9 protein-coding genes and 1 pseudogene are annotated in these 12,291 nt (G+C 57.7%); 5 read left to right on the top strand and 5 right to left on the bottom strand.

Annotation, left to right across the window (positions count from 1 at the left end; translation table 11 throughout):
- Window position 1: 1 nt before the first annotated feature.
- A complete protein-coding gene (gene ccoN, locus B347_RS0124390; RefSeq protein ID WP_019412313.1) occupies window positions 2-1,426 on the bottom strand; it encodes a cytochrome-c oxidase, cbb3-type subunit I in 1,425 nt (474 codons plus the stop codon).
- Between the two features lie 72 nt (window positions 1,427-1,498).
- Here ccoN and B347_RS0124385 point away from each other — a divergent pair, with 72 nt between their 5' ends.
- Entirely contained in the window at window positions 1,499-2,176 is a 678-nt protein-coding gene (locus B347_RS0124385) for an alpha/beta family hydrolase (RefSeq protein ID WP_019412312.1), read from the top strand.
- A gap of 54 nt (window positions 2,177-2,230) precedes the next feature.
- Here B347_RS0124385 and B347_RS0124380 read toward each other — a convergent pair whose 3' ends face one another.
- Window positions 2,231-3,796 (bottom strand): methyl-accepting chemotaxis protein, encoded by a 1,566-nt coding sequence (locus B347_RS0124380; RefSeq protein WP_019412311.1) that lies wholly within the window; start codon window positions 3,794-3,796, stop codon window positions 2,231-2,233.
- A 223-nt stretch (window positions 3,797-4,019) separates the two neighbouring features.
- Entirely contained in the window at window positions 4,020-6,761 is a 2,742-nt protein-coding gene (gene acnA / locus B347_RS0124375) for an aconitate hydratase AcnA (protein WP_019412310.1), read from the bottom strand.
- 214 nt (window positions 6,762-6,975) lie between these two features.
- On the opposite strand from acnA, the gene rlmM reads away from it, so the two are divergent.
- Together rlmM and tusA are read left to right on the top strand one after the other, a co-directional pair.
- Complete coding sequence (gene rlmM / locus B347_RS0124370) at window positions 6,976-8,052, top strand: 23S rRNA (cytidine(2498)-2'-O)-methyltransferase RlmM (RefSeq protein ID WP_019412309.1); 1,077 nt, start codon at window positions 6,976-6,978, stop codon at window positions 8,050-8,052.
- A 14-nt stretch (window positions 8,053-8,066) separates the two neighbouring features.
- A complete protein-coding gene (tusA, locus tag B347_RS0124365; protein ID WP_019412308.1) occupies window positions 8,067-8,315 on the top strand; it encodes a sulfurtransferase TusA in 249 nt (82 codons plus the stop codon).
- Between the two features lie 9 nt (window positions 8,316-8,324).
- Here tusA and B347_RS26495 read toward each other — a convergent pair.
- A pseudogene (locus tag B347_RS26495) lies at window positions 8,325-8,504 on the bottom strand (MATE family efflux transporter); the annotation flags it as partial.
- A gap of 304 nt (window positions 8,505-8,808) precedes the next feature.
- Here B347_RS26495 and pdxB point away from each other — a divergent pair.
- A complete protein-coding gene (gene pdxB / locus B347_RS0124355) occupies window positions 8,809-9,951 on the top strand; it encodes a 4-phosphoerythronate dehydrogenase PdxB (RefSeq protein ID WP_026014401.1) in 1,143 nt (380 codons plus the stop codon).
- A gap of 59 nt (window positions 9,952-10,010) precedes the next feature.
- Here the strand turns inward: pdxB and B347_RS26760 are convergent, their stop codons facing one another.
- On the bottom strand, window positions 10,011-10,187 hold the full coding sequence (locus B347_RS26760) for a PA1571 family protein (protein WP_019412305.1): 177 nt from the start codon (window positions 10,185-10,187) through the stop codon (window positions 10,011-10,013).
- 253 nt (window positions 10,188-10,440) lie between these two features.
- Here B347_RS26760 and B347_RS0124345 point away from each other — a divergent pair, with 253 nt between their 5' ends.
- Entirely contained in the window at window positions 10,441-12,207 is a 1,767-nt protein-coding gene (locus B347_RS0124345) for an ABC transporter transmembrane domain-containing protein (protein ID WP_192812416.1), read from the top strand.
- Window positions 12,208-12,291 lie beyond the last annotated feature (84 nt).

The following is a 12,291-nucleotide window of genomic DNA, read 5'->3' as shown; positions in this document are numbered from 1 at the left end:
CTTAAGCCATCTGCGCGGCGGCTACAACGTCGGCGGGCTCGGCATTACGCACGGTGCGCCAAGTGTTGTAAGCCATCAGGAACATGCCACTCAGGAAAATCGCCCCGCCGATCAGTCGCACCACATAGCCCGGATGGCTGGCCACCAGGGTTTCGACGAAGGAGTAAGTCAGCGTGCCGTCTTCGTTGACTGCGCGCCACATCAGGCCCTGAGCGATGCCGTTGACCCACATCGAAGCGATGTAAAGCACGGTGCCGATAGTGGCCAGCCAGAAGTGCGCATTGATCAGGCCGGTGCTGTACATCTGCGAGCGACCGAACACTTTGGGAATCATGTGATACAGCGCGCCAATCGAAATCATCGCCACCCAGCCCAGCGCCCCGGCGTGTACGTGGCCGATGGTCCAGTCGGTGTAGTGGGAGAGGGCGTTGACGGTCTTGATTGCCATCATCGGACCTTCAAACGTCGACATGCCGTAGAACGCCAGGGAGACCACGAGGAAGCGCAGGATCGGGTCGCTGCGCAATTTATGCCAAGCGCCTGACAGCGTCATCATGCCGTTGATCATGCCGCCCCAGCTCGGTGCCAGCAGAATCAGCGACATCACCATGCCCAGCGACTGTGCCCAGTCCGGCAGTGCGGTGTAGTGCAAGTGGTGCGGACCGGCCCAGATGTACAGGGTGATCAGTGCCCAGAAGTGCACGATAGACAGGCGATAGGAATAGATCGGGCGTTCGGCCTGTTTCGGCACGAAGTAATACATCATCCCCAAAAAGCCCGCCGTCAGGAAAAAGCCCACCGCGTTGTGCCCGTACCACCACTGCACCATGGCGTCAGTAGCGCCACCGTAGAGTGAATAAGACTTGGTGAGGCTGACCGGAATTTCCAGGTTGTTAACGATGTGCAAAATGGCCACGGTCACGATAAACGCGCCGAAGAACCAGTTGCCCACGTAAATGTGCTTGGTTTTGCGCTGCATGATCGTGCCAAAGAACACGATGGCGTAAGCGACCCAGACGATGGTGATCAAAATATCGATCGGCCATTCAAGCTCTGCGTATTCCTTGGAGCTGGTGTAGCCCAGCGGCAAGCTGATCGCAGCCAGCAGAATGACCAGTTGCCAACCCCAAAAGGTAAACATTGCGATTTTGGGTGCGAACAGCGTGGTCTGACAGGTGCGTTGCACCGAGTAGAACGAGGACGCAAAAAGAGCGCAACCGCCAAAGGCGAAAATCACGGCGTTGGTGTGCAATGGGCGCAGGCGCCCGAAACTGGTCCAAGGCAAATCGAAGTTAAGTTCAGGCCAGACCAACTGCGCGGCGAGAAAAACGCCGAGCCCCATACCGACGATGCCCCAAACCACCGTCATAATGGCAAATTGGCGGACCACCTTGTAGTTGTAGGCGGTACTTGTAGAAGTGTTCATGGTTCCCCATCCACGGTTCAGGCGAATTCAACGCACGCCTGGAGTTATAGGCAGACTAAAAGCGAGGCAAGCATGGGCGTAGGCGGCGAAGTCGGTATTGACGAGGATCAATGGGCGCAGTGCCTGCGGGCACATGGCTGGTTGTGGAACGGGGCGAAAACGGCCTCATCGTCGACGCTCATCCTGGCGCACGGCGCGGGTGCGCCGATGGACAGCGACTGGATGACCGGCATGGCTGAACGCCTTGCTGCACGCGGGGTTAACGTGGTGCGCTTCGAGTTCCCGTACATGGTTCAGCGCCGTCTAGATGGTGGCAAAAGGCCTCCAAATCCGCAGGCTAAATTGCTCGAATGCTGGCGTGAGGTTTACAGCGAGGTGCGACGGCATGTCGCTGGGCAATTAGCCATCGGTGGCAAATCCATGGGCGGGCGCATGGCCAGTTTGGTGGCGGATGAGTTAGACGTGGAACGGCTGGTGTGTCTGGGCTACCCGTTCTATGCCGTTGGCAAACCGGAAAAACCCCGTGTTGCGCACTTGGCCGAGTTAAAGACGCCGACCCTGATTGTGCAGGGCGAGCGGGATGCATTGGGCAACCGTGAGGCCGTAGAAGCCTACGTGCTGGCGCCGAGCATTGAAGTGGTGTGGTTGGAGGCGGGGGATCACGATTTGAAGCCGCTCAAAGCCTCGGGCTTCACCCATGAGCAGCATCTGGAGACGGCGGCAGACAAAATCGCCGGCTGGCTGAAATAAATCCGCTGTAGGCGCGAGCACGCTCGCGCCTACAAAGAAATCCCATGAGGCTACTCAGCGATTAAACCGCTCCACCAGCGAATACTGGATATTCACGGTCTGCGCCAGCTCTTCACTCAACTGAGCTGAGTGCAGCGCTTGTTCCGAGGTTTGGTCGGCCAGGTCGGCAATGGTGCTGATGTTGCGACTGACTTCTTCAGCCACAGCGCTTTGCTCTTCGGTGGCGGCAGCAATCTGGGTGGTCATGTCGGTGATGTTGGCCACCGCTTCACTGATCCCGACCAGCGCTGCGTCGGCTTCCAATACCCGCGCCACGCCTTCTTGCGCCTGGCGGTGCCCGGCGTTCATGGTCTGCACGGCGGTTGCGGCGGTTTGTTGCAGCTTGGCAATCAAGCTGTGAATCTGGCCTGTCGAGGTGCTGGTGCGCTGCGCCAATTGGCGTACTTCATCCGCCACCACGGCAAAGCCACGGCCCATCTCGCCGGCACGCGCCGCTTCAATGGCTGCGTTCAAGGCCAACAGGTTGGTCTGATCAGCAATTCCTTTGATCACGTCGACCACGCCGCCGATCTCATCGCTGTCCTTGGCCAGTTGAGTCACGGTGGCCCCGGTTTCGCCCACGACAACCGACAAACGCTCAATGGCTTCTCGGGTTTCGCCTGCTATATCGCGACCACGGCTGGTCAGGCGGTTGGCTTCTTGTGTGGCGTCCGCGGTGCGTTGCACGTGGCTGGCGACTTCTTGCGTGGTCGCGGCCATTTGATTGACCGCAGTGGCAACTTGCTCAGTCTCGACGCGCTGACGCTCCAGCCCGCTGGAGCTCTTGTGCGCGAGCGCATCCGACTGCCGGGCCTGCTCGCTCAAGTGCTCAGCGGTGTCTTGCAGACGGGTCAGACAGGTTTTGAGACGCGCTTCCTGGCTCAGAATGGACATTTCCAGACGTGCTTGCGGGCCACGGCTGTCGGTGTACATCTGCGCAATCAGAGGGTCTGACGTGGTTTGCTCGGCCAGACGCAACAATCGCTTGATCCCGCGCTGTTGCCAGGTCAGGCCGAGTAGCCCCAGCGGGATCGCCAACAGCGCAGCCAAAGCAAAGCCCCAACTGGAGTTGAGCAGGGCGCCGATGATGAAACTCAGCTGGCTGACCAGAATAAACGGCAGCCAGTCTTGCAGCACCGGCAGCCATTTATCACGGCGCGGAACCGCGGGTTTGCCGCGATTGAGCCGCAGGTACAGTGCCTCTGCGCGGCGGATTTGCTCGGCGCTCGGTTTGACCCGCACCGATTCGTAACCGACCACTTGCTCGTTTTCAAACACCGGGGTGACGTAGGCATTAACCCAGTAATGGTCGCCGGACTTGCAGCGGTTTTTGACGATACCCATCCACGGCATGCCCTTTTTCAGGGTGCTCCACATGTGTTCAAAAACAGCCGGGGGTACATCCGGATGGCGCACAAGATTGTGCGGTGAACGTATCAGCTCATCACGCAAAAACCCGCTGATCTCGACAAAGGCATCGTTGCAGTAGGTGATCACGCCTTTGGCGTCGGTCGTGGAAATCAACCGTTGTTGCGCGGGGAATGTGCGTTCACGTTGAGTGATGGGCTGGTTGTTACGCATGTCGTTTCAATCCGCAAGACTTTGACAGGCTGTCGGCATACACAACGAATTGTTTAATAAATATTTCGGTATCTGACATTTCCGGCAGTTGCTGCAGCCGCTGTCGAGGTACGAAGGCTGCGATCGGCTGCGCAGCAATCGTAAACGCAGAGCCCTCGGTGTGTCTGGCACAACGAGGGCTCTATTTTTACAGCCGCTTCACGCCTCGGCAGCGACTAAGGCATTAGGAAGCAATCAACTGACGCAGGACGTAATGCAAGATCCCGCCCGCCTTGAAGTATTCGACTTCATTTAGGGTGTCGATCCGACATAGCACTTCGACTTTTTCCTGCTGGCCATTCTCGCGGGTGATCACCAATGTCAGGTTCATGCGGGGGACAAGTTCGGCGCCGGTCAGCCCAAGAATGTCGAGGGTTTCCTTGCCGGTCAGTTTCAGGCTCTTGCGGTTCTGATCCAGCTTGAACTGCAAGGGCAATACGCCCATGCCGACCAGGTTAGATCGGTGAATGCGTTCAAAGCTCTCGGCAATCACCGCTTTGACCCCCAACAGGTTGGTGCCTTTGGCTGCCCAGTCACGGCTCGAACCGGTGCCGTATTCCTGACCCGCAATCACCACCAGCGGCGTGCCTGAGGCCTGATAACGCATGGCAGCATCGTAGATCGGCAGTTTTTCGCCGCTCGGGATGTAAATCGTATTGCCGCCTTCTTCACCGCCGAGCATTTCATTGCGAATGCGGATGTTGGCGAATGTGCCGCGCATCATCACTTCGTGGTTGCCGCGTCGCGAACCATACGAGTTGAAATCACGCGGCTCGACGCCTTTTTCGCGCAAATAGCGACCGGCTGGGCTATCGGCCTTAATGTTACCGGCAGGGGAGATGTGGTCGGTGGTCACCGAATCACCCAACAACGCCAAAATGTTTGCCTGTTTGACGTCTTCAATGACCGGCAACGGCCCGTCAATCTCATCAAAGAATGGCGGGTGTTGAATGTACGTGGAGTCTGCCTGCCAGACATACGTGGCCGCCTGTGGGACTTCAATGGCTTGCCATTGTTCGTCACCGGCAAACACCTCGGCGTATTCCTTATGGAACATGCTGGTGCTGACTTGCGCCACCGCGTCGGCGATTTCTTTCTGGCTGGGCCAGATATCACGCAAGTAAACCGGCTGGCCGTCTTTGCCAACGCCCAACGGTTCGCTGCTGATGTCGATGCGTACCGTGCCCGCCAAGGCGTAGGCGACCACCAAAGGCGGCGAGGCCAGCCAGTTAGTTTTGACCAGCGGGTGCACGCGGCCTTCAAAGTTGCGGTTGCCCGACAACACCGATGCCACCGTTAGGTCGGATTGGGTGATGGCTTTTTCAATCGGCTCGGGTAATGGTCCGGAGTTGCCAATACAGGTGGTGCAGCCATAACCGACCAGGGCAAAACCCAGTTGATCGAGGTACTGCGTGAGGCCTGCCGCCTTGTAGTAATCGGTTACCACCTTAGAGCCGGGTGCCAGCGAAGTTTTGACCCACGGTTGGCGTTTAAGGCCTTTTTCGACGGCTTTTTTTGCCACCAACCCGGCGGCCATCATCACGCTCGGGTTAGAGGTGTTGGTACACGAGGTAATCGCCGCAATCACAACGGCACCGTTTTTCAAGCGATAGGTGTGCCCTTCATCGTGGTATTCCGCCTCGCCGACCAAGTCAGCATTGCCCACGGCCACGCCGCCACCGCCTTCGCTTTCCAGGCGGCCTTCTTCTTTATTAGTGGGTTTGAATTGCAGGCTCAAGAAGTCGCTGAACGCCTGTGCGACATTGGGCAGTGCGACCCGGTCTTGCGGGCGTTTTGGCCCTGCTAGGCTGGCCTCGACTGTGCCCATGTCGAGTGCCAATGTTTCGGTGAAGATAGGCTCCTGCCCGGCTTCACGCCACAGCCCCTGAGCCTTGCAATAAGCCTCCACCAGTTTGACTGTGGCATCGGGGCGCCCGGACAGACGCAAGTAATCAAGGGTGATGTCATCGACCGGGAAAAACCCGCAGGTAGCCCCGTACTCAGGGGCCATGTTGGCAATAGTGGCGCGGTCAGCCAGCGGTAAATCAGCCAAACCATCGCCGTAAAACTCAACAAACTTGCCCACCACGCCCTTGCTGCGCAGCATTTGGGTGACCGTCAGCACTAAGTCTGTCGCCGTGATGCCTTCTTTGAGCTTGCCGTTGAGCTTGAAACCCACCACCTCGGGGATCAGCATCGACACTGGCTGGCCGAGCATCGCGGCTTCGGCTTCGATACCGCCGACGCCCCAGCCCAGAACGCCGAGGCCGTTAATCATGGTGGTGTGTGAATCGGTGCCCACCAACGTGTCGGGGAACGCATACGTGCGGCCGTCTTCGTCTTTGGTCCAGACCGTACGGCCCAGATACTCCAGATTCACCTGATGGCAAATCCCGGTGCCGGGCGGTACCACACTGAAGTTATCGAACGCATCCTGGCCCCAGCGTAAAAACGCATAGCGTTCGCCGTTGCGTTCCATCTCAATGTCGACGTTCTGCTCAAAGGCACTGGCGCTGGCAAACTTATCGACCATCACGGAGTGGTCAATCACCAGGTCCACTGGCGACAACGGGTTGATGCGCTGGGGATCGCCGCCAGCTTTGGCCATCGCGGCGCGCATGGCGGCGAGGTCTACCACCGCCGGTACGCCGGTAAAGTCCTGCATCAATACACGGGCCGGTCTGTACTGGATTTCTCGGTCGCTGCGCCGCTCTTTGAGCCAGCCCGCGAGGGCTTTAAGGTCGGGTTCAGTGACGGTTTTGCCGTCCTCCCAGCGCAGTAGGTTTTCCAGCAGCACTTTGAGCGACATCGGCAATTGGCTCAAATCGCCTAGGGTCTTGGCGGCGAGCGGAAGGCTGAAGTAGTGATAAGTCTTATCGTCGACTTTTAGTGTGGCGAGGGATTTCAGGCTATCGAGGGAGGACATGAAATGACTCCTTTTGATCCGCACGGCACGGATCGTGTGATACGAGCAGAGCTACTAACCTAGCCCTGATTCAATGATCTGGCTAATAACTGGACTGTCTATACGGGTTCAAGGTTCCGAACTCAGTTATCATGCCCGCCTTTTCGTGACAGTCCTGCTCCAGAGCAAGGTTGTGCAGCCCGCTAATTTCCGCTGGCTGCCCAGGAGTAATTCAATGAACACCGTTTTTATGCATTGCCGTCCCGGTTTCGAAGGCGAAGTCTGTTCGGAAATCGCCGAGCATGCCGCACGTCTCAATGTGTCCGGGTACGCCAAGGCTAAACCGAACGCCGCTTGCGCCGAGTTTGTGTGCACCGAAGAAGGCGGCGCCGAGCGCCTGATGCAGGGGTTGCGCTTTGCTGAGCTGATATTCCCGCGCCAATGGGCACGCGGCAGCTTCGTCGATTTGCCGGAAACCGACCGTATCAGCGTCATCCTTGAGCACATGGCTGATTTCCCTGTGTGTGGCAGCCTGTGGCTGGAAGTGGTCGACACCAACGACGGCAAAGAGCTGTCCAACTTTTGCAAAAAGTTCGAAGGGCATCTGCGCAAGGCCTTGCTTAAGGCGGGCAAGCTGGTCGAAGACGCCGATCACAAGCCGCGCTTGCTTCTGACGTTCAAAAGTGGTCGTGAAGTGTTTCTGGGGTTGGCAGAGTCTACTAACTCGGCCATGTGGCCAATGGGCATCCCACGCCTCAAGTTCCCGCGTGAAGCACCGAGCCGCTCGACCCTGAAACTGGAAGAAGCTTGGCACCACTTCATCCCTCGCGATCAATGGGATGAGCGTTTGCACAGCGACATGACTGGCGTTGACCTGGGTGCAGCCCCTGGTGGCTGGACCTGGCAACTGGTTAATCGCGGCATGATCGTCACCGCCATCGACAATGGTCCCATGGCTGAAAGCCTGATGGACACCGGCTTGGTGCAGCACTTGATGGCCGATGGTTTTACCTTCAAGCCTAAGCAACCCGTGGACTGGATGGTCTGCGACATCGTCGAAAAACCGGCGCGTAACGCGGCCATGCTCGAAGAGTGGATCGGTGAGGGGCATTGCCGTGAAGCCGTGGTTAACTTAAAACTGCCGATGAAACAGCGCTATGCCGAAGTGCGCCGTTTGCTCGACCGCATAGCTGACGGTTTCAAGGCGCGCGGCATTCAGGTGGACATTGGCTGCAAGCAGCTGTACCACGACCGTGAAGAAGTGACCTGCCATTTGCGTCGATTGGACGTTAAAAAACCCAAATCTCGTTGATACAGGAGTCTTTGATGAGTGTTGCTGATCTGCCGGTTGACGGCATTCTGGATGCCACAGGCCTGAACTGCCCGGAACCGGTGATGATGTTGCATCAACATATCCGCGACCTCGCGGCAGGTGGTGTGCTGAAAGTCATCGCCACCGACCCGTCGACCCGCCGCGACATCCCTAAATTCTGTGTATTTTTGGACCACGAATTGCTGGGCCAGACAGAAGAAGCGGGCACGTACCTGTACTGGATCCGCAAAAAACAGGACTGATCGTACGGATTAAGCGGCGCGACGAATATGTTTCTTCGCGCTGCGAGTCAAGCGCACCGCCAGCATCAGCGCTGCACAGGTCAGGCCTACGATCAACCCTTGCCACAGCCCGCTCGGGCCGCTGGCTTTACCCAACCAGTCGGTCAGCCCTAGCGCATATCCCACCGGCAATCCGACGTCCCAGCAAGCTGAAGTTAAGGGCAATCTGATGGCCTGCGACCAGCGTGGCGCCAATAGCGCTCGCACTTCAGCGCTCACCTGTGCCGGGTGGCTAACAGCCATAGAAGAGGGTGAGTCGCAGGGGTCACAAGCGAGCATCCACAGTGTTTAACACGCAAAGCCTGCGATTGGGCGCCTGACCAAATGGTCAGCAAATGCTGAGTTGTAGCGGCGTTGTAAATGCGGCGTGTAGCCGATGCCACAAGATGCCACGCCTCGCTGGCTCATTGCGCTCAACAACGCCTACACTGCCATTCCGCGAAAGGAGCCTGCCATGTTGATTGTTGCTGATGAAAATATTCCGTTGATCGAAGCGTTCTTTGCAGAGTTCGGTGAAATACGCCGCTTGCCAGGGCGCCAGATTACCCGTGCCGATGTGCACGATGCGGATGTCTTGCTGGTGCGTTCGGTGACGAAAGTCGACCGTGACCTACTTGAAGGCAGCGCGGTGCGCTTTGTCGGTACCTGCACCATCGGCACCGATCACCTGGCCCTCGACTACTTTCAGCAAGAAGGCATTCAGTGGTCCAGTGCACCGGGCTGCAATGCTCGCGGTGTGGTCGATTACGTGCTTGGCAGCTTGCTGACACTGGCCGAGATCGAAGGCGTCGACCTGACGCATCGCACGTACGGTGTGGTGGGGGCCGGAGAGGTGGGCGGGCGGCTGGTCAGCGTCCTGCGTGGCTTGGGCTTTAACGTACTGGTCTGCGACCCGCCGCGTCAGGCGGTCGAAGGTGGCGATTACGTCAGCCTTGAGCAGATCATCGAACGTTGCGACGTGATCAGCCTGCACACGCCGCTGGACAAGACTGGCCCTAGCCCGACCTGGCATCTGTTCGACCATTCACGTTTGAATCAGCTCAACCCCGGTACCTGGCTAATCAACGCCAGTCGGGGGCCGGTCATCGACAATAACGCCTTGCGCGAAGTGCTGACCCAGCGCGAAGACCTGCAAGCGGTACTCGATGTGTGGGAAGACGAGCCGCACGTCGACGTCGAACTCGCTGAATTGTGCGTGCTGGCCACCCCGCACATCGCCGGATACAGCCTGGACGGCAAACAGCGCGGGACTGCGCAAATTTACCAAGCGTTCTGTGATTTTATTGGTCAGGAGGCTGTTATTAAGCTTGCGGACTTGCTGCCCGAACCCTGGCTGGCCAAGGTCGAACTGAGTGCCGAGAGTGATCCTGCGTGGGTTCTGGCGATGCTGTGCCGCGGCGTTTACGACCCGCGCCGCGATGATGCAGATTTTCGCCGTAGCTTGATCGGCACTGTTCAAGAACAGAAACTGGCGTTCGATGCCTTGCGCAAGAACTATCCGGTGCGCCGCGAAATCGAGGGGTTACACGTGCATATCGACGGCGAGTCAGTGGCTTTAAAGCAACTGGTCAAAGCCTTGGGCGGGGAGTTGGTGTAGGAGCGAACCGGCCGCGCTTTCTTTGAACTTAAAAAGATAGCGCGGCAAGCCGTTGAGGTTCAGTCCTTGTGAGCAGGTTTAACCAAACGCTCTTCCAGTTCGTGGCAGGCGTTCTGAATCATTTCTTCAGTGATCAGAACTTCCTTACCCTCAGCATCGATAAATGCGCACCCCAGCGAAGCCTGTGGCTGGGTGCGGATCACCGGTACTGCTTGAGCGTTGTGTTGTAAGTCCATGGCCTGTCTCCTCATCAGGGTGTAGTGCTACTTTAGATCCGTTAAATGACCAAGCGGTTACAACTTGGCGGCGGCACCCAGTCCAACAGAAATATCCAGAAACTTCCAGTCTCACTTTAGAACGTTAAGGCCTAGGCCTTGTGGAACCCGGTCATATTCAAACCGAGTGAGAAAGGTTTACCGGTTTTATTCTGGGTTCGATGTAGGCTATGCCTTGTTTTTAGCATTTGCCCTTGAGTGATTGACCTTCTGGATGCCCTCAATGCTTTCTTCCCGTCAACGGCGTGCCATTCGTCTGGCCGCCCATTTTGTAGCGCCATATCGTTGGCAGGCCCTTGGCGCCTTGCTGGCCTTGATCGTCACAGCGGGAATTACGCTGTCGATGGGGCAGGGCATACGCCTACTGGTCGACAAAGGCTTCATGACTCAGTCGCCGCACATGCTCAACCAGTCCATCGGCCTGTTTTTGCTGTTGGTGCTGGGGTTGTCGGTGGGCACCTTCGTGCGCTTTTACCTGGTGTCGTGGATTGGCGAGCGTGTTGTGGCCGATATTCGCCGCCAAGTATTTAACCACTTGATCGGGCTGCATCCGGGGTTCTATGAAAACAACCGCAGCTCGGAGATTCAGTCGCGACTGACCACCGACACCACCTTGCTGCAATCGGTGATTGGCTCATCGCTGTCCTTGTTCTTGCGCAACAGCCTGATGGTGATCGGCGGCGTGGTGCTGCTGTTTATCACCAACCCTAAGCTCACCAGCATCGTGGTGGTCGCTTTGCCATTGGTGCTGGCGCCGATTTTGATCTTTGGTCGTCGGGTGCGCAGCTTGTCCCGTCAAAGCCAGGATCGGATCGCCGATGTCGGCAGTTACGTCGCTGAAGCCCTGGGCCAGATCAAAACGGTTCAGGCGTACAACCACCAACAGCAAGACCAGCAGCGTTTCGCGCAAACGGTTGAAGGCGCATTCGCCACGGCGCGCAAGCGAATCCTGCAGCGCGCATGGCTGATTACCCTGGTGATCTCGCTGGTGCTAGGCGCGGTAGGCGTCATGCTCTGGGTCGGCGGCATGGACGTTATCGCCGGGCGAATCACCGGCGGTGAGCTGGCGGCGTTTGTGTTTTATAGCCTGGTGGTGGGCAGCGCCTTTGGCACCTTGAGTGAAGTGATTGGCGAACTGCAACAAGCGGCGGGCGCGGCTGAGCGGATTGCTGAGCTGCTGCAATCCAAAAGCCAAATCGAAGTGCCTGAGCGTGGGTTGCAAGTGTTGCCAGAGCGGGTACAAGGCAATTTACAGCTCCAAAGCCTGTACTTTTCTTACCCGTCGCGGCCTGAAAGCTACGCAATTTCCGGGCTCAGTCTGACGATCAACGCAGGCGAAACCCTCGCGCTGGTCGGGCCATCGGGGGCGGGTAAATCGACACTGTTCGACTTGCTGCTGCGTTTTTATGACCCTCAACAAGGTCAGATTCTGCTAGAAGGGCACCCGATCAAACAGCTTGATCCGCATGATCTGCGGCGTTGTTTTGCCTTGGTCTCGCAAACGCCGGCGCTTTTTTTCGGCTCGGTTGAAGACAACATTCGTTATGGCAATGCCCAAGCGACAGATGCTCAAGTCGAAGCAGCGGCGCGTATCGCGCATGCCCACGACTTTATTTTGCAAATGCCTGAGGGCTATAAAACTCATCTGGGGGATGGCGGGCAGGGTTTGTCCGGCGGTCAACGCCAGCGCTTGGCGATTGCCCGGGCGTTATTGGTCGACGCGCCGATTTTGTTACTGGATGAAGCCACCAGCGCCCTTGATGCGCAAAGTGAACACTTGATCCAGCAAGCCTTGCCAAGCCTGATGCAAGGCCGCACCACGCTGGTCATCGCCCACCGTTTGGCGACGGTCCAGAATGCGGATCGCATTGCCGTGATGGATCAGGGCAAGTTGGTTGCGATTGGCACTCACGCGCAGTTAATCGCCAGCAACCCGCTGTATGCGCGGTTGGCAGCGTTGCAATTCACTACCGGGGTATAGAGCCCTGTCGCGCAGCAAACAGGCTACCGATAATTGACAGCATCCCCCAATCGATTCCCTCTCCTTCGGGAGAGGGCTAGGGTG

The sequence above is a fragment of the Pseudomonas psychrophila HA-4 genome, from assembly GCF_000282975.1.
Taxonomy (GTDB): domain Bacteria; phylum Pseudomonadota; class Gammaproteobacteria; order Pseudomonadales; family Pseudomonadaceae; genus Aquipseudomonas; species Aquipseudomonas psychrophila_A.
This window is presented reverse-complemented; position numbering and strand designations above follow the sequence as displayed.